Consider the following 17,686-nt stretch of genomic DNA (forward strand, 5'->3'; position numbering starts at 1 on the left):
TGATCCTTCCCGGCCGAGGCATCGGCCCCAGCCTTCCGGATCACCACCCCACCCACACGATCTTTCGGACAGTCCCGGGAGCGGGCCCCGGACGCTTTGGCCAGCGTGAACCTATTGGCCGGAACGCTCGCTGTGTGGCGCAGTGGGGAGGGCGGGCGAGTTGCTTTTCGGCGACAGGCCGGGCGGGTGGGCATAGGCGCATGGTTAGGGCCGCCGGCGCGCGCGGGAGGGCGTGCCGGCGGCCCGGGACGGGGGTCAGTGTTTGGCTATGCGGTATTGGAGGCGTGCTTCGCGGGGGGTGATGGCGCGGTCGAGGAACATCAGGCCGTCCATGCGGCAGTTGCAGGGGTTCGCCTCGCGGGTGTTCTGCGGGAAGCTGCCGCCGATCTTGAGGCCGCGCGGGTCGGTGGCGGAGGTGAGGTGCGGGCTGGGCGTGCCCTGCAGCTTCCAGGGGTCGCCGGAGACGGTGTAGAAGCCGTCGAGGGGTTCACCGTTCTTGTAGAGGGACATCTTGCCGGTGTCGTAGTCGAACGTGGCGGCGAGGTGCACCCAGGTGTTCTGCGGCAGCAGGGAGTGCCAGTCGGTGTTCGCGGCGAACGTCTGCGAGCTGCCGCCGTCGATGCGGCGGCCTAGGGCGACGAGGTGGAGGGTGCCGGAGACGTCGATGATCTCCAGCAGGGAGCGGACGGCGTGGCCGTCGGAGTCTCCGGTGAGGACGCCGATGAGGCCGACCGCGTTGTAGACGTCGTCCGGATTCGCGGTGTTGGAGTTGGGGGACGGGTTCGTGCCGGTCATCTTGAACCAGCCGGCGACGGTGGCGCCGCGGACGGCGTTGAACGCGTGCAGGGACGGGACGCCGGACGCGGAGTAGATGCCGGCCTTCCAGTCGTCGTTGCCCGCCGTGGACGGGTTGACCTGGCCGAGCTGGATCGCGTGCCGGCGGGCGCCGTCCCGGACGCGCATCGCCGCGCCGCCGTTGACCAGGTCGATGGTGGTGCCGGAGCGGCCGAGGTCGCGTTCCTGGGCGGCGTTGCCGCGGGCCGGGTGTTCGAAGTCGTAGTAGGAGACGAGGTTCTTCTTCAGGGACGGGGCGACGCCCGGCGCCGGGGACGCCTGGGCGGGGGCGGCGAGCGAGGCGGCGACGACGGACGCGCCGAGCAGGGCGGTCGCGGCCGTGAGGCGGCGGCGGAGCAGCATGGAGGGTCTCCTTCGGGTGCCCCCGGGGCGGGCGGGATCGGGCCCGCCCGCCCCGGGGAGGCCGTTACTGTGCCGGGGTCGCGTGGACGGTGAGGTCGCGGAGACGTCCGATGTTGTCGAACGATCCGAACCCGACGCGTCCGGACGTGAACGTCTTGTCGAGGGCGGTCATGGCGGGACGGGTGGAGCCGTCCACGTAGACCGCGATCTCGCCGGTGCCGGCGCAGTGGGTGACGCGGACGCGGTGCCAGTCGGCGTCGGTGATGGTCGGCGGGGCGCCGTGCGAGCGGTTGGCGTTCCACTGCTGGTCGATGCGCAGCCGGTCCGCTCCGTTGACGACGAAGATGCCGTTGTGGGGGTAGATGCTGTTGTCGGTGGACAGGTGCGCGTAGTAGAAGTGCGTGTCGTCCTGGTAGCCGAAGACGATGATGACGTCCCGGTTGATGATGTCGACCGGTGTGTCGAGCCGCACCTCAGCGTCGATCTTGGTCGAGCCGAGCACCGGGCCGGACTTCAGCACCGCGTACTCGTAGGGGCGGCGCGGACCGGGGCGCTCGGAGCCGGCCTCGGCGAGGACGACCTCCTTGCCCGGGAACTGCCACTTCGACGGAGTGACGGGCGCCCAGTCGGTGGCCGAGGTGAGGTGGCTCTCGCGGATCTCGTTCGGGCGGCAGCCGGCGTAGCTCTTGGTGCCGACGACCTTCCAGATCTTGCCGTTGGCCTTGGCGAGCAGGTAGGGCTCGCCCTTGGCGTCCGAGCCGTAGCGCAGGTCGACGCGGTCGTTGCCGGCGAGCTGCTTCATCGTGACGGGGTTGCCCTGGGTGTCGTAGGCGGCGAGCGAGTAGATCTGCGCGCGGTGCTTGCCGGCCGGGTCCCGCTTCATCTCCGACTCTTCGGTGTACATGAGCCGGCCGTCGACGATGTCGGTGAACAGGTACTTGCCGCGCAGGGCCGGGAGGGCGGCGCCGCGGTAGACGTAGCCGCCGGAGATCGCGTGCCCGGTGTCGCTCTGGCAGTCCCAGTTCGCGGGCGGGTCGTGGTCGTAGGCGGCGACCGGGTAGTCGTAGTTGTACTTGGCGTCGTCCGCGGGCAGCGGGTACAGGTGGCAGCGGTCGTCCTTGCGGAAGGTGAAGGCGCCTTCGCGCTCGCTCCAGCCGATGTTGTCGCCGGACTTCACCTCGTGGATCGACTCGATCTCGTGCTCGCCGATGTGGGCGAGGAACATGCGGTGCGTGCCGCCGGTGTCCCAGCTGAAGCGGTGCGGGTCGCGCATGCCGTAGGCGTAGATCTCGCCGACCTTGCCGGCCTGCCCGGCGAACGGGTTGTCGGCGGGGATGCCGTACTTGCCGTTCGCGGAGTCGTTCCCGGACGGGTCGATCCGCAGGATCTTGCCCTGCGGGACGCCGAGGTTCTGCGGGTCGCCGCCGTTGTCGCCGACGTTGCCGTTGCCGCCGTCGCCGACCGACATGTAGAGCTTGCCGTAGTCGGCGGTGCCGGGCTTGGCGTTGGGGTTGAAGTCGATCTGCTGCAGGTTGTGGACGCGTCCGGCGAAGCCGATGCGCAGCAGCTCGCGGTGGGTGCCGTGGAAGGTCTGCGCCTTCGGGTCGTCGGCGGTCCACTCGTCGATGACGCCGTGGTAGCCGGTCTTCGGCTGGGCGGTGAGGTCGGGCGTCTTGGTCTTGAGCGCGTTCCCGGACTCGACGTGCGCGGTGTAGAACTTGCCGTTCTTCTTGAAGTCGGGGTGGAACGCGACGAAGCCGAAGCCCTGGCCGAGCCCGGCGGCGGAGTAGAAGTCGGGGAAGGCCGCCTTGACGTCCAGGTAGACGTGCGACGCGGCGGTCTTCTTGTCGAGGAAGTACAGGTTGCCGTTCAGGTCGGGCACGTACAGCCGGCCCGAGTGGTCGGGCAGCTCACCGACGTGGTTGATGCGGTTCCAGCGTTCGAGCCGCGGGTCGCTCGGCGGTGCGGAGGGCTGCGATTTGGGCAGCTGGGCGACCTCCTTGAGCACGAGGCCGAGCCCGGACGGGGCGGGGTCGTCGGGGATGGGGTCGAGGATCGGGGCGTCGTCGCGCGCCTGCGCACCGGCCGGGAGCACGGTGAACAGGGCGGCGAGCAGCGCCAGGGTCGTCAGCAGGCACCATCTCAGTCTTGGCATTCCGGCCGTCCAATGTGGGGGGATGGGTATGGCTGGAAAGCGCTTTCTGGAAGCGCTTTCACGAACGTACGACCGGCGTCCGCCTCCGTCAAGAACGAATTCGGAGCCGATTCCCGGATCGAAGCGACAGGTGGTGGACGAGCAGGGCGTGGACGAGCGTCGCGGCCGCCGACACCGCGAGACCGGCCGGCGCCGCCGCCGCGTGGCCCGCGAGCGTCAGCGCGACGGCGAGCGCCGCGCCCGGCGCCCAGATCCACGTCCGGACGGGACGGGCGGGCCGTCCCCGCCGGCGCCGCGCCGCCTCGGCGGCCATCGGCGGGACGAGCGCGGGCAGCGCTGCGGCCAGCACCGTCAGCCAGTCGAGCAGCATCCGGTCGACGCGCAGCGCGGCCAGCACCGCCCCGGGCACCGCGACCGCCAGCACGGCCCACACCCGCGCGCCGAACCGGCCGCTGGCGGGGAGGAAGCGGCGGACGGCGAGGGCGCCTGAATGGACCGCGGCGAGCGTCGGCGCGACCACGGACGCGGCGACGAACAGGTTCGCGGCGGGCAGCCCGTCCGGCCCGGCCAGGACCGCGACGACATCGGTGGAGCCGCTGGCCGCCGCGACGCCCGCGCCGACCACGGACGCGGCCAGCGCGGGCCCGACCAGCAGCGCGACGCAGGCCGCGAGGTCGCCGCGCCCACGCAGGCCGGCGGTGAAGTCCGGCGCCCGCACGGCGAACACCGCGACGTAGCCGATGTATCCGGCGAGGTCGGCGGCCAGCCCGGTGAACGGGCCGTCCCGCGCGAGCGACACCGGGGACGCCGGCGGCGGCAGCTTCACCGCGACGATCCCGATCAGCGTGATCGCGGTCAGCGTGGTGGCGACCGCGACCGCGTTCCACCGCCCGCCGCCCGCGAGGAGGATCGCGACCAGCGGGACGGTCAGCGCGCAGACGCCGGCCGCGTCCGGGACCCCCGCGAGCGCGGCGAGGGCCGCGCCGCCGAGCCCGACGTTGAACCCGAACCAGCCCGCCATCGCGACCGCGAGCAGCGCAGTGAACGCCCGCTCGGCGACGGGCGGCAGGTAGCGCGGCGCCAGCTCGGCCATGCCGGCGCCCTCCCCGGCGGGCGGGCGCAGGCCGAGCCGTCCCTGCGCGGCGAGCAGCGCGGTCATGACGGCACCGCCGATCGCGAGCACGGCGACGGGCAGCGCGCCGCCGTGCCGCCCGCCGATCTGCGCGCCGAGGACGAGCGCGCCCGGCGCCGTGCCGATCCCGAGCCAGGCGCCCGACGCCGACCGCCACGTCCGCCCCTCGCCCGACGTCGAGTTGCGGCGAGTCGTCGTTATGCGTCGCCTCATAACGACGACTCGCCGCAAGTGAACGGGGTTCGGTGGGTCATACGACGTGCTGGGCGAAGCGGGACAGGGCGAGGTCGAGGGCGGCCGGGCCGGGCATGGCCCACAGCTCGTCGTTGAAGATCTCCACTTCGATCGGGCCGGTGTAGCCGGTCGCGTCCACGGCCTCGCGGAACCGGCGCAGCTCGACGCAGCCGTCGCCGAGCATGCCGCGCCCGGTCAGGACGCCCTCGGGCAGCGGCGTCACCCAGTCCGCGACCTGGAACAGCGCGATCCGGTCCTCGGCGCCCGCGCGCGCGATGCCGTCCCACACGGCCGGGTCCCACCACAGGTGGTAGGTGTCGACCATGACGCCGACCTGGGTCGGCGAGAACGGCGCGGCCATGTCGAGGGCCTGGGCGAGGGTGGAGACGACGCACCGGTCCGAGCAGTACATCGGGTGCAGCGGTTCGAGGGCGAGCTGGACGCCGTGCTCGCCCGCGTACGGCGCGAGCTCGGCGAGCAGGTCCGCGACCCGCGACCGGGCGCCGTCCACGTCCCGGGACCCCTCCGGCAGGCCACCGCTGACCAGGCACAGGACGGGTGCGCCCAGCGCCGCGGTCTCCTCGATGGCGCGCCGGTTGTCCTCCAGCGCGTCCGGCCGCTGGAAGAAGCCGGCCCGGCACAGGGACGTGACCGTCAGGCCGTGCTCCTGGACGAGCTTGGCCGTGCGGGTCAGGCCGTACTCGGCGACGGGCTCCCGCCACAGGCCCACGTCCACTCCGGCCGCCGCGCAGCCGGCGAGCAGGTCGGGCATGGGCCAGTGGCGGGTCGTCCACTGGTTGAGGCTGAACCTGGTCATGCGGCTCCTTGGACGGTCAGCCAGGCGCGCATCCGGGTCGCCGCCAGGTCCGGGTCGGGGAAGAGCCCGGCCGCGTCGGCGAGCCGGAACAGCCGGGACAGGTGCGGGACGGACCGCGCCGACTCCAGCCCGCCGACCATCCGGAAGTGCCGCTGGTGGCCGGCCAGCCAGGCCAGGAACACGACGCCGGTCTTGTAGTAGAAGGTGGGGGTCTGGAAGATGTGCCGGGCGAGCGGCAGGGTCGGCGCGAAGATCTCGTCGTAGGCGTCCGAGCCCTGGTCGAGGGCGTGCAGCGCGGCGGCGGCGGCCGGGGCGATCGGGTCGAAGATGCCGAGCAGCGCGTCGCTGTGCCCCTCGGCGTCCCCCTTGATCAGCTCCGGGTAGTTGAAGTCGTCGCCGGTGTAGAGCCGGACGCCGGACGGCAGCCGCCGCCGGAGCGCGATCTCCCGGCCCGCGTCGAGCAGCGAGATCTTGACGCCGTCGACCGCCGAGGGGTGCTCGCCGATCAGCGCCAGCACCGCGTCGGTGGCGGCGTCCAGGTCGGACGAGCCCCAGTAGCCCTCCAGCGCCGGGTCGAACATCGGGCCGAGCCAGTGCAGGACGGCCGGGCGCCGCAGCTGCGACAGCAGCCGCCCGTACACGGCCGCGTAGTCCTGCGGCCCGCGCGCGGCGGCGGCCAGGTGGCGGCTCGCCATCAGCACCGGGACGGCCCCGGCGCCCTCGATGACGGCGAGCTGCTCCTCGTAGGCGGTGGTGATCTGCTCCAGCGACGCGGGGCCGGGCGGGAGCTGGTCGGTGCCCGCGCCGCAGACGATCCGCCCACCTGCTGAAAGCGCTTCCTCGCTGCTGCGCACGATCAGCTCGCGGGTCGTCGCCCAGTCCAGCCCCATGCCGCGCTGGGCGGTGTCCATCGCCTCCGCGACGCCCAGCCCGTACGACCACAGGTGCCGGCGGAACGCCAGCGTCGCGTCCCAGTCCAGCGAGTCGCCGAACGGGTCGACGACCACGTGGGCGGCGGCGAAGGCGACCCGCGACGACGGCGGCCCCGGCGGCGGGGGATAGGCGCGCGGCTCGCCCATCGTGTACGGGACGAGCGTCCCGTCCGGCTCCGGTAGTTCGATCTTCACGGCCGCAGCTCCGGCACCTCGAGGCGGCGGCCCTCGCGCCACGCCTTCAGCCCCAGCTCGGCGAGCTGCACGCCGCGCGCGCCCGCGTAGAAGTCCCAGGCGAACGGCGCGTCCTCGGTGACGTGCCGCAGGAACATCTCCCACTGCGTCTTGAAGCCGTTGTCGAACTCGGTGTTGTCGGGGATCTCCTGCCACTGCGCGCGGAAGTCCTCCGTCGCCGGCAGGTCGGGGTTCCACACCGGCTTCGGCGTCATCGACCGGTGCTGGACGCGGCAGCGCCGCAGCCCCGCGACCGCCGAGCCCTGCGTCCCGTCCACCTGGAACTCCACCAACTCGTCGCGGAACACCCGGGTCGTCCAGGACGAGTTGATCTGCGCGACGATCCCGCCGTCCAGCTCGAAGATCCCGTACGCGGCGTCGTCGGCGGTCGCCTCGTAGGGCTTGCCGTCCTCGTCCACCCGCTCGGGGATGTGCGTCGCGCCCAGCGCCTGCACGGACCGGACCGGCGCGATCGCGTCGAGCACGTACCGCCAGTGGCAGAACATGTCGAGGATGATCCCGCCGCCGTCCTCGGCCCGGTAGTTCCAGGACGGCCGCTGCGCCTCCTGCCAGTCGCCCTCGAACACCCAGTAGCCGAACTCGCCGCGCACCGACAGGATCCGGCCGAAGAAGCCGCCGTCGATCAGCCGCTTCAGCTTCAGCAGCCCCGGCAGGAACAGCTTGTCCTGCACCACGCCGTGCTTGACGCCCGCCTCGTCGGCCAGCCTGGCCAGCGCGAGCGCGCCGTCCAGGTCGTCGGCCAGCGGCTTCTCGGTGTAGACGTGCTTGCCGGCCGCGACCGCCTTGCGGATCGCCTCGACGCGGGCGCTGGTGACCTGCGCGTCGAAGTAGACCTCCACGCCCGGACGGGCCAGCGCCTCGTCCAGGTCGGTCGTCCAGGCGTCCAGCCCGTGCCGCGCCGCGAGGTCGCGCAGCTTCGCCTCCGACCGGCCGACCAGCACCGGCTCCGGCCACAGGTCGGTGCCGTCCGCCAGCCGCAGCCCGCCCTGCTCCCGGATCGCGAGGATCGACCGCAGCAGATGCTGCCGGTACCCCATCCGGCCGGTGACGCCGTTCATGACGATCCCGAGGGACTTGCGTGCCATCCCGTTCCTTCCCAAGCCTTCGTAGGCAGTGTTGTGTGCGCGCGGACTAGTCGAGCGCCGCGCCGGCGCCGAGCAGCTTGCGGATCCGGCCGGTGACGCGGGCGAACTCCGGCTGCGCCATGGTCTCGGCGTAGTCCCGCTTCGCCGGCAGGTCCACGTCGATGACCTCGGCGATCGTGCCGGGCCGGTCGGTCATCACCACGACCCGGTTCGCCAGGTACGCGGCCTCGGCGACCGAGTGCGTGACGAGCAGGACGGTCGTGCCGGTCTCCCGCCAGATCCGGTTCATCTCGATGTTGAGCTGCTCGCGGGTGAGGGCGTCGAGCGCGCCGAACGGCTCGTCCATCAGCAGGACGGGCGGCTCGTGCAGCAGCGCCCGGCACAGCGCGACCCGCTGCTGCATGCCGCCGGACAGCTCGTGCGGCAGCGCGTCCTCGAACCCGGTCAGCCCGGTCATCTCGATCAGCTCGGCGGTGCGCCGGCGCGCCTGCTCGGACGGCATCCTGCGCATCTCCGCCTGGAGCAGGATGTTCTTGCGGGCGCTGCGCCACTCCAGCAGCGCGGCCCGCTGGAACACGTAGCCGATGTCGGCGCGCGGCCCGGTGACCTGCTCGCCGCGCAGCCGGACGGCCCCGGCGGACGGCTTGAGCAGCCCGGCGACCAGCTTCAGCAGCGTCGACTTCCCGCAGCCGGACGGCCCGACGATCGCGACGAACTCCCCCATCGGGACGTCCAGCGACACCTCGCGCAGCGCGGTGACGTCGCGCTTCTTGCTGCGGAAGCGGACGGCCACCTCGTCGATCCCGACGGCGGAGGACTGCTCGGCCGCGGCCTTGTGCGGTTCGCTCGTGGTCTTCATCGCCCGTCCCGTCATCCCTGCGCCGCCACCTGCGGCGACCAGTACTTCGAGGGCGCCTCGGCCTTGCCGATGACCCCGGTCTGCTGGAACAGCGCGATCGTCTGCTTCCAGTCGTCCTCGCTGTTGACGCCCGGCGCCTTGCCCTGCGTCGCCGCCGTGTGCAGCAGCGTGAGGGTGGTCTTGAACTGCTCGGTCACCACGGGGGTCGCGGGCAGCTGCTCGGACGCGCCGGCCATGCTCGCGACGGCGCCCGCCGGGTCGGCCTCGGCGGCGGCCCACGCCTCGCTGGTGGCCGCGGCCATCTCCTTGGCCAGGCCGCCGTCGCTCTTCAGCTTCCGCTCGCCGACGATCAGGCCGTTGGAGAAGAAGTTGACCCCGAAGTCGGAGTAGCGCAGGTACGACACCGGCTTGCCGGACTTGGCGGCCACCGTCGGGCCCTGGTCGTTGGCGAACCCGACCAGCCCGTCGGCCTTGCCGGAGATCACCGCGGCGATCTTCCCGGCCGGGTCGGTGTTCTGCAGCGGGACGTCGCCGTCCGACAGCCCGTTCTTCTTCAGGAACACCGGGAAGGTGCGCGAGAGCGCGTCGCCCGCCGTGATGGCGATCTTCTTGCCCTTGAGGTCGGCGGGCTTCTTGAGGTTCTTGGCGCTGAACGCCTGCACCGACGCGGGCGTGGTCTGCAGGAACACGCCGATGCTCTTGATCGGCATGCCCTTGTCGACGGCGGCGAGCAGCGCCGGGGTGTCGGCCCAGCCGAAGTCGGTCTGCCCGGCGCCGGTCGCCTGGACGGTCTTCTGCGAGCCCTGGCCCGCCTTGATCTCCAGGTCGATGCCGTGCTTCTCGTAGATGCCCTTCTTCTTGCCGTAGTAGAAGGGCGCGTGCTCGCCGTAGGGATACCAGTTGAGGGTGAGCGTGACCTTCTTCAGCTTCTTGCCCGAGGCGCTGGTGCTCTCGTCGGAGCCGCCGCCGCAGGCGGTGGCCGCGAGCGCGACGGCCGGAGCCAGGACGGCGGCGGCGAAGACGCGGAGTTTCATGGGGCGGTCCTCCATAGGTGGGGTGAGGTCCCGGCCGGCGGCCGGTTCGTGGAGGCGGGTCAGTAGGTCGTGGTGACTGATTCGCCGCGCCGGCTGGCGTGCCAGGGGAGCAGCAGCTTCTCGGCGACCTCGACGACGACGAACAGCACGACGCCGATGGCGGACATCACCAGCAGCCCGGCGAACAGCATCGGGGTGTCGATGTTGCCGTTGGCCTGCAGGATCACGTAGCCGAGGCCCTCGTTCGCGCCGACGAACTCGCCGACCACGGCGCCGGTGACGGCCAGCGTCACCGCGACCTTCAGGCCGGAGAACAGGTGCGGCAGCGAGGCCGGGAGCCGGATCTTGGTGAAGGTGGCGTACGCGCTCGCGCCCATCGTGGACGACAGTTCCAGCATCTCCGGGTCGACCGCCTTCAGCCCGGCGACCATCGAGATCACCACCGGGAAGAACGCGATCAGCACCGCGACGACGATCTTGGGGCCGATGCCGAAGCCGAGCCAGACCACGAACAGCGGCGCGATCGCGATCTTGGGGATGACCTGCGCGAACAGCAGGATCGGATAGAGGGTGCGCTCGACCGTCGCCGAGTACACCATGATCACCGCGGCGAAGACCCCGATGGCCACCGCGAGCGCGAAGCCGATCAGGGTCTCGTAGGTGGTGACCCACGTGTGGTGCCAGATGTAGCCCCACTTGTCGCCCATCAGCTTCATCGTCGTCCACGGCGAGGGCACCAGGTACGCCTCGACCAGTTTGAACGCGGTGATCGCCCACCAGGCGGCGAAGCACGCCACCAGCAGCGCGACCGGCCGCCACGCCGACTCCAGCGCGTTCGCGATGCGTTCGCCGGCGCCCGGGCGGTCGCGTTCGACCACTCCCGCGGCGTCCGGCGCGGGCTTCGCGGCGGTTGTGCCCTGACTCACCATGGTTCCTCCGGACCGTGCCGAGAAAGCGCGTTCAGAAAGCGCTTTCTGAGGTACCGTAAGAACCGGCGCCCGGCGCGGTCAAGAGGGTCTTTCCAAGAGATCCGCCGCGCGGCGCCGCGATGAGGAGCGCGATGTCCGAGGCGGTGGGGGAGGAGCGCACCGGGGACCACGCGTACGTGACGCTGCAGGACGTCGCCCGGCAGGCCGAGGTGTCGCTGGCCACCGCGTCCCGCGTCCTCAACGGGACGTCGCAGGTCAGGGCCGATCTGCGGGAGCGGGTGCTGGCCGCCGCCGCCGAGCTGAGCTACACCCCGAACGCGCACGCGCAGGCCCTCGCCAGCTCCTCCAGCAAGTCCGTCGGGGTCATCTGCCACGACGTCAGCGACCCCTACTTCGCCGCCGTCGCCCGCGGCGTGATGCGCACCGCCGCCGAGCACGGGATGCTGGTCATGCTGGCCAGCACGTTCCGCGACCCGTCCCGCGAGATCGAGTACGTGGCGATGCTGCGCGCCCAGCGGGCCCGCGCGATCCTGCTGATCGGGTCCGGCTTCGAGGACCGCGACTGGGAGCGCTCGATGGGCGCCGAACTCGACCCCTACCAGCGCACCGGCGGACGCGTCGCGGTGCTCAGCCGGCATCGCAGCCTCAAGGTCGACGCCGTCCTGCCGCAGAACCGGGAGAGCGCCGGCGCCCTCGCCCGCGCGCTGCTCGACCTCGGCCACCGCGACTTCGCCGTGCTCACCGGTCCCCGCGCCCTGACCACCGTCTCCGACCGGCTCGGCGGGTTCACCGAGGCGCTCGGCGAGGCGGGCGTGCGGGTGCGGGAGGACCACATCATCGAGGCGTCCTTCACCCGGGACGGCGGGTACCGGGCGGCGACCGAGCTGCTGCGCCGCGAGAACCGTCCGACCTGCGTGTTCGCGGTCACCGACGTGATGGCGATCGGCGCGCTCGCCGCGCTGCGCGACCACGGCGTCGCGGTGCCGTCGGAGATGTCGCTCGCCGGTTTCGACGACATCCCGATCGTGCGCGACCTGACTCCGCCGCTGACCACGGTCGCGCTCCCGCTGGAGGCGATGGGCGAGCGCGTCATGGGCCTCGTGCTCCGCGAGCCGGTCGCCCGCCGCAGCCGCATCGAACGCGTCGACGGCCACGTCATCCTGCGCGACAGCACCGTCCGCCCCCGCTGAACCCTCTCCTCCCGCGTTGACTTGCGGCGAGTCGTCGTTATGAGGGCTGCCATAACGACGACTCGCCGCAAGTCAACGGAGGGGGCGGGCGCGCAGGGACGCGAACTCGAACTCGCAGTTGTCGGCGCGCAGGCCGATCGAGCCGGGGCGGACGATCGGCGGGCCGTGCCGGCCGTCGTCCACCGCCTCCAGCAGCTCGCGGCCGTCCTGGTAGACGGCGATGGTGACCAGCGAGCGGCCGTTGGAGGTGATCCGGACGTCGAACGACTGCCACGCGCCGAGCCGGAACGGGTGCCTGACCTGCGCGAGCGTGGCGTAGGTGCCGCCGTTCTCGGTGCCGCCGGTCAGCTTCTTCTTCACCACCAGCAGCCCGTCCCGCCGGTTCAGCGACGCGACGTACAGCTCTGTCTGGTCCTGGCGGCGCAGCATCAGGTGGACGCCGTCGGTCGGCTCGGTCGGCGCCCGCCCGCCGCCGGGCACGAACCGCAGCGCGCGGATCTTCAGCGTCACCCGGACGTCGCCGAAGTCGGCGCGGCGGGTGTTCATCCGGAACACGCTCGACCCGGTCCCGGTGGACGAGCGGGCGTCCGGGGTGGCCAGGTCGGGCGGCCCCGACCAGCCGGCGCCGCCCCGGACGAAGAGGGATCCGCTGGTCACGTCCCATTCGGGGGAGCGGCGGGCGTCGGAGGCGCGCGGGTTCCAGTGCGCGTACTCGTTGGTGACCAGCCGGTCGCGTCCGGACGTGCGGGACGCGAAGTCGTCCGGCCCGCCCCTGCCGGCCATGGACCAGATGGCCGGGGGCAGCGCGGCGACCGCGACGACGCCCGCGATGATGGTCCGCCGGGAGGTCATCGGCTACTCCGTGTCGAGGGCGGTGCAGAACCCCCGCGCGCGGAGCCCGGTGATGATCGCCGGGAGGGCCTTGATGGTGGCGGCGGAGTTGGCGACGCCGTCGTGCAGCAGCACCACCGAGCCGGGCACCGCCTGGCCGAGGACGGTGGCGGCGATGTCGGCGGGCCGCCGCCCGCGCCAGTCGTTGGTGTCGACCGACCAGCGGACGACCCGCAGCCCCAGCGCGCGGGCCTGGCCGTCCACGAGGCCGTCGGTGTTGCCGAACGGCGGCCGGAACAGGGTGGGGCGCGGCGCGCCGGCCCGCATGATCGCGGCGGTGGTGTCGGCGAGCTGGCGGTGCACGGCGGCGGCGTCGAGGTCGGCCATGTGCGGGTGGTCCCAGCTGTGGTTCTCGGCGAGGTGGCCGCCGGCGACGACCGCGCGGATCAGGTCGGGGCGCGCGGCGGCCTTCACCCCCATGATGAAGAACGTGGCGCGCACGTTGTAGGCGCGCAGGACCTCGAGGATCTGCGGGGTGTAGACGTCGGGGCCGTCGTCGAAGGTGAGGGCGACGCGCCCGCGCCGGCACACGTTGCCGGTGTCGGCGTTCTGCAGCATGTCGCGGGAGATGACGGTCTTGGCGCGTCCGGTGTCGGCGCTGCCGCGCTGCGGGAGCAGCGCGTCGCGGGCCAGCGGGACGATCGCGGCGAGCGCGAGGACGCCGAAGCCGAGTTCGGTGAGGTGCCGGCGGACGTGCCGCCGCCTGCGGCGGGCCGGACGGCCGGGCCGCGCGGGCCCGGCCGTCCCTTCGTGATCCGTCATGCGCGCTGGTCCGTGAGGGAGAAGTCGTCGACGACGAGGCTGCCGACTCCGGGCAGGGCGACGCCGAAGCTGAGGTTGGTGGCGCCGGCGGGGACGGCGGGGGTGGTGACGAGGGTCTGCTGCCAGGTGCTCGTCTGCGCGAGGGTGGGGCCGTTCGTCCAGAACGTCCAGGCGCCGGTGGCGCTGCGGTAGTAGAGGCTCATCTTGGTGGTGACGCCGGACGCCCAGGTGCCCTTGTACCAGACCCCGAGCTGGTAGGTGTGGCCGGGCGTGGCGGCGGGCGCGCAGGTCCCGGCGTCCTGCTTGGTGACGAGTTTGCGGTCGCCGTCGGTGCGGGCGGTCACGTCGACCCGTTCGGCGTACTGGCCGGTGTGGGAGTCGTTGGTCCGCGTCCAGGCGAAGGTGTTGGTCCCGTAGCCGCCGAGCTGGAAGCAGTCGGGGACGCCGCCGGTCGCGGCCTCCAGCGACGGGTTCTGCACGGTGGTGGGCGACGGCGGCCCGTTGACGGGCGGTTGCAGGCCGCCGCCGATGACCTGGTCGACCGTCTTCACGGTCGTCCCGTTCGCCGACCTCGGCGCCAGCCAGTTCAGGAAGGACGACAGGGTGGACGGGGTGACGGCGTAGGTGTCGTCGCAGCCGTTGCACACGTGGTGGACGACGAGCTGCACCCATCCGCCGCCGTGCGTCTCCGCCTGCGTGACGTAGCCCTGGAGCTGCGCGAGCGTCGTGCCCGTCTTGACCGAGTCGGGGGTCTGGGTGAAGTAGGCGTCCGCGGGCGGGACGGTCTCGGCGTACCCGCAGCCGTTGCAGCCGCCGGGCGAGACGACGCCGCCGACCGTCCGGGCGCTGTTGTAGCCGCAGTCGTGCACGACCTGCTCGGACGTGCTGCTCGCGTTCCCGTACGGGTAGGCGAAGTTCTTGACGGTGAAGCCCATGTTGAGCAGCGCGACGCGGTCGTCGCAGACCTGCCGCTGCTGCTCGGCGGTGGACAGGGTGGGCAGGTCGGCGTGCGTGATGGTGTGCCCGCCGATCTCGTTCCCGGCGGACCCCAGCGCCGCGATCTCGGCCTGCGTCATGTAGCCGGACGTCCCGACCCGCGCGCTGTTGATGTAGTACGTCCCTTTCATCCCGTGGCTGTCGAGCGCGGGACGGGCGTTGTCGTACTGGTCCTGCGACCCGTCGTCGAACGTCAGCGACACGACCGTGCCGGTGTCGGCGTTCGCGGGCGCGGGCGCTGGGACGAGGACGAAAGCGGTGACCAAGGTCGTGGCCAAGAGCAGGAGAAGGATTCGAGGAGGCATCGTCGGACTCCGTGGGGGGTGGGGGATCAGCGCGCCCGGAGCGGGTCGAGCGCCGGTCTGCGGAAGATCAGGGTGCGCTGGTCGCGCGCCGCGATCTCGAACGTGAGGCCTCCTTCGTTGAGCCGCGGGTCGATGGCGGCGTGCAGCGGCGCGCCGCCCCCCACGGCGACGGTGAGCCGGGCGCCGCGCACCTCGATCCGGACGGCCCGCGCCCCCGCGCGCGCCGTGATCGGGCGGCGGCCGAGCACGACCGGGTCCGCGTCCCCGATCTGCTGCCGGACCAGCACGGACGCGGCGCCGATCACGACCTCGGCCCGGCCGCGGTGGCCCGCGCCGGCGCCGTCGCGGACCGCGATGACCGCGCTGGTGCGCGGGTCGATCCCGGAGATCGACGCCGTCACCCGATAGTCCGTCCACTGGCTGGTGTTGACGCCGGTGAGCAGGCAGCTTCCGTAGACGTCGCTGGTGACGCGCAGGTCGGACCCGTCGCGCCGGCAGGCGGCGAGGTCGCCCGTCCACGGCAGCTCCGCCAGCGCGTGCGGAAGCGGGGTCGGGACGGCGCCGCGGACCATCTCCAGCAGGTCGGACACCGACGTGGTGGCGCGGACGCCGATCCGGCCGAGCGCCCAGCGGGGCGCATCGGCGGTGAGCGCGTCCACGTGGTCGGTCGGGACGTTCTCGCCGGTGAACGCCTCGCTGAACCCGGCGTGCCGGATCAGCGTGGGCAGCTCCGCCGCGATCCGCGGGTCGTTGCCGGAGCCGCCCGACTCACCGAACGGGTAGGAGAACGCGGTGGCCTTGCGGCCGAGCGTCTTCGCGAAGAACCGCTGGCTGCGGGCCAGGTCGGCGCGGACGCGTGTGCGCCAGTGGCCGATCGTCTCCGTCCGGCCGCCCACGAGCACGCGGTTCGCCATCGGCGCGGCGACGTCGCCCGGGATCCGGGTGAGGTCGTGCAGGCCGTCGCTGTGCGAGCCGAACTCCCAGCGCCCGGTCGCGGCCAGGCCGCGGACCTGCCGGGTCGACAGGTAGTACGACGGCGTCCCCGGCTGGACGATCTTCCCGGTGGTCAGGAAGCCGGCGGCGGTGAAGCCGTGCGCCTTCAGCACCGGGTCGGCGGTCGTCCAGTCGGTGAGCTGCCCGTCGTCGAAGGTGATCAGCATCGCCCGCGGCGGCAGCCGGACGGGCCGGTGCGCGATGAGGTCCTCCACGTCCCGCAGCCGGACCGTCCGGTACCCGGCCGCCGCGAGCGCCGCCATGTGCTCGCCGAACATCCGGCGCGACAGCGTGCTGCCGGCGTGGTCGGTGTCGGACACCCCGTGGTAGGTCAGGACGAGCACCGACCCCGGATACCGGGGGAGCGCCGCCGCCGTCCGCGCCGCGGCCGGGTCCAGCCGGACGGTCAGCGCCGCCTTCTGGCCGGGGTCGAACGGCCGGCTCAGCGTCACCCACGTCGTGACCGCGAGGACGAGCGCGCACAGGAACACCAGGCCGGTGAAGGCCCGGAAGGCCCGGGTGGAGCGGCCGGGCGGGGGCCGCTCCCAGGGCGCCGGCTCCGCCCGCTCAGCCATCGCTCGCCGCCGCGCTGTAGACCTGGATCGGGCGCGGCGCGGACGGCGGCACCGGCGTCGCGGCGTCCCGGGTGCCCCACTTGCCGTCCCGGATCCGCGCGATCGCCCACAGCAGCTGCGGGGAGAACGCGACGTAGAAGAACGTCCCGATGAACGCGTAGATCCACATGCCGTCGTCGCGCAGCATCCGGTACGTCAGCGCGTACCCCATCGACACCAGGTACAGGCCGAGGAAGTAGATCATCGGGAAGCGGCCGCCCGCGAGCGGCGTCGCCAGGCTGTACAGGACCACGATCGGGCTGAGCAGGCCCGCGATCGTCTGCACGGCGATGGACGGCAGCGCGCGCGTCCGGCTCCGCCACACGTGCGCCAGCAGCAGCGGCCCCTCCCGGCTCCACGACTTCTTCCAGCGCAGCTGCTGCCGGAAGAACTTGCGGTACCGGTCGGGGGCGTCCGTCCACGCCTCGGCGCGGGCGTCGTAGCGGGTCGTCCAGCCGGACTTGATGACCCGGTTGGTGAGCGCCCGGTCGTCGCCGTAGGTGCATTCGACGCCGAGGAACCGCTGGTGCTCCCAGGCGTCCAGCAGCGGCGCGATCGCCGCCCGCCGGTACGCGGCGAAGCAGCCCGAGCAGCAGGTGACCGCGCCCAGCACCGACTCGGCGCTCTTGAGCAGCTGGAACGACACGTAGTACCGCGCCGCCTGCATCCGCGTCAGCACGTTGCTCTCGGCGTTGCGGACGTAGGTGAGCCCGGAGATCGCGCCGACCTTCCCGTCCGCGAACCCCTGCACCAGCAGCCGGACGGAGCCGGGCGCCGGCATCGAGTCGGAGTCGACGAACACCAGGATCTCCGCCGACGTCGCCCGGATCCCGGCCGCCATCGCCGCCCGCTTGCCCTTGTTGCCGCCGAGGTCGACGCAGCGCACCCGGCCCTTCGGATACCGCGCGGCGGCCTCGCGCATGTGGTCCCAGGTGTCGTCGGTGGAGCCGTCGTTCACCACGACGATCTCCAGCTTGTCCGGGGGGTAGTCCAGTCCGAGGCAGGAGTGGATCGTCCGGGCGACGGCCTCGCCCTCGTTGTAGGCCGGCACCACGATCGCGACGGACGGGGCGATGCCCGCGTCGCGCGGCGGCCGGTAGAACGCCGCGAGCACGAACCGGCTGAGCACGTAGCTGCTGACCAGCACCGTGTACGTCGGCAGCAGCAGGTTGCCGCGCATGTAGGCGACCTTCACCCCCACATGCCAGACGATCACGCCGCAGATCACCGCGACGCCGGCCAGCGCGCCCAGCGACAGCAGGCGCGCCCCCCAGGGCAGGCCGCGGAACGGGACCCGCGGCATGCG

The 17,686-nt window shown here is 72.6% G+C and carries 15 protein-coding genes; 1 reads left to right on the forward strand and 14 read right to left on the reverse strand.

The annotated features are described in order from the left end of the window. Positions 1-255: 255 nt before the first annotated feature. The 9 genes from ABD296_RS41065 to ABD296_RS41105 form a co-directional block, all read right to left on the reverse strand. Positions 256-1,197, reverse strand: coding sequence for a LamG-like jellyroll fold domain-containing protein (locus tag ABD296_RS41065; protein WP_344280886.1), 942 nt, complete (start codon positions 1,195-1,197; stop codon positions 256-258). Positions 1,198-1,261: 64 nt separating this feature from the next. Continuing rightward, positions 1,262-3,352, reverse strand: a complete 2,091-nt coding sequence (locus ABD296_RS41070; RefSeq protein ID WP_344280889.1) for a PQQ-dependent sugar dehydrogenase — start codon at positions 3,350-3,352, stop codon at positions 1,262-1,264. A gap of 88 nt (positions 3,353-3,440) precedes the next feature. Then, positions 3,441-4,697, reverse strand: coding sequence for a hypothetical protein (locus tag ABD296_RS41075; RefSeq protein ID WP_344280892.1), 1,257 nt, complete (start codon positions 4,695-4,697; stop codon positions 3,441-3,443). Positions 4,698-4,734: 37 nt separating this feature from the next. After that, the gene (locus ABD296_RS41080; RefSeq protein ID WP_344280895.1) at positions 4,735-5,535 is read right to left on the reverse strand and encodes a sugar phosphate isomerase/epimerase family protein; all 801 of its coding nucleotides are present in this window, start codon (positions 5,533-5,535) and stop codon (positions 4,735-4,737) included. After that, on the reverse strand, positions 5,532-6,614 hold the full coding sequence (locus ABD296_RS41085) for a dihydrodipicolinate synthase family protein (protein ID WP_344280957.1): 1,083 nt from the start codon (positions 6,612-6,614) through the stop codon (positions 5,532-5,534). The genes ABD296_RS41080 and ABD296_RS41085 overlap by 4 nt, the downstream gene beginning before the upstream one ends. Before the next feature lie 44 nt (positions 6,615-6,658). After that, the gene (locus ABD296_RS41090; RefSeq protein ID WP_344280897.1) at positions 6,659-7,807 is read right to left on the reverse strand and encodes a Gfo/Idh/MocA family protein; all 1,149 of its coding nucleotides are present in this window, start codon (positions 7,805-7,807) and stop codon (positions 6,659-6,661) included. 46 nt (positions 7,808-7,853) lie between these two features. After that, positions 7,854-8,666: an ABC transporter ATP-binding protein gene (locus ABD296_RS41095; RefSeq protein WP_344280900.1), complete on the reverse strand. Its 813-nt coding sequence runs from the start codon at positions 8,664-8,666 to the stop codon at positions 7,854-7,856. 11 nt (positions 8,667-8,677) lie between these two features. Beyond that, positions 8,678-9,700: an ABC transporter substrate-binding protein gene (locus ABD296_RS41100; protein ID WP_344280903.1), complete on the reverse strand. Its 1,023-nt coding sequence runs from the start codon at positions 9,698-9,700 to the stop codon at positions 8,678-8,680. 59 nt (positions 9,701-9,759) lie between these two features. Beyond that, a complete protein-coding gene (locus ABD296_RS41105) occupies positions 9,760-10,629 on the reverse strand; it encodes an ABC transporter permease (protein ID WP_344280905.1) in 870 nt (289 codons plus the stop codon). 131 nt (positions 10,630-10,760) lie between these two features. On the opposite strand from ABD296_RS41105, the gene ABD296_RS41110 reads away from it, so the two are divergent. After that, the gene (locus ABD296_RS41110; protein ID WP_344280908.1) at positions 10,761-11,819 is read left to right on the forward strand and encodes a LacI family DNA-binding transcriptional regulator; all 1,059 of its coding nucleotides are present in this window, start codon (positions 10,761-10,763) and stop codon (positions 11,817-11,819) included. Positions 11,820-11,891: 72 nt separating this feature from the next. Here the strand turns inward: ABD296_RS41110 and ABD296_RS41115 are convergent, their stop codons facing one another. From ABD296_RS41115 to ABD296_RS41135, 5 genes are read right to left on the reverse strand one after another with little or no spacing between them, the layout of a single operon-like run. Further along, positions 11,892-12,671 (reverse strand): hypothetical protein, encoded by a 780-nt coding sequence (locus ABD296_RS41115; RefSeq protein WP_344280911.1) that lies wholly within the window; start codon positions 12,669-12,671, stop codon positions 11,892-11,894. Between the two features lie 3 nt (positions 12,672-12,674). Further along, positions 12,675-13,472 carry a polysaccharide deacetylase family protein gene (locus ABD296_RS41120; RefSeq protein WP_344280914.1) on the reverse strand — a complete coding sequence of 266 codons (798 nt, stop codon included), beginning with the start codon at positions 13,470-13,472 and terminating at the stop codon, positions 12,675-12,677. Next, positions 13,469-14,773: a polysaccharide deacetylase family protein gene (locus ABD296_RS41125; protein ID WP_344280917.1), complete on the reverse strand. Its 1,305-nt coding sequence runs from the start codon at positions 14,771-14,773 to the stop codon at positions 13,469-13,471. The genes ABD296_RS41120 and ABD296_RS41125 overlap by 4 nt, the downstream gene beginning before the upstream one ends. A 26-nt stretch (positions 14,774-14,799) precedes the next feature. After that, positions 14,800-16,341: a polysaccharide deacetylase family protein gene (locus ABD296_RS41130; protein WP_344280920.1), complete on the reverse strand. Its 1,542-nt coding sequence runs from the start codon at positions 16,339-16,341 to the stop codon at positions 14,800-14,802. Further along, positions 16,334-17,683, reverse strand: coding sequence for a glycosyltransferase (locus tag ABD296_RS41135; RefSeq protein WP_344280922.1), 1,350 nt, complete (start codon positions 17,681-17,683; stop codon positions 16,334-16,336). The genes ABD296_RS41130 and ABD296_RS41135 overlap by 8 nt, the downstream gene beginning before the upstream one ends. Positions 17,684-17,686 lie beyond the last annotated feature (3 nt).

This window comes from Actinomadura napierensis (assembly GCF_039529375.1).
In the GTDB taxonomy this organism is placed as follows: Bacteria; Actinomycetota; Actinomycetes; order Streptosporangiales; family Streptosporangiaceae; genus Spirillospora; species Spirillospora napierensis.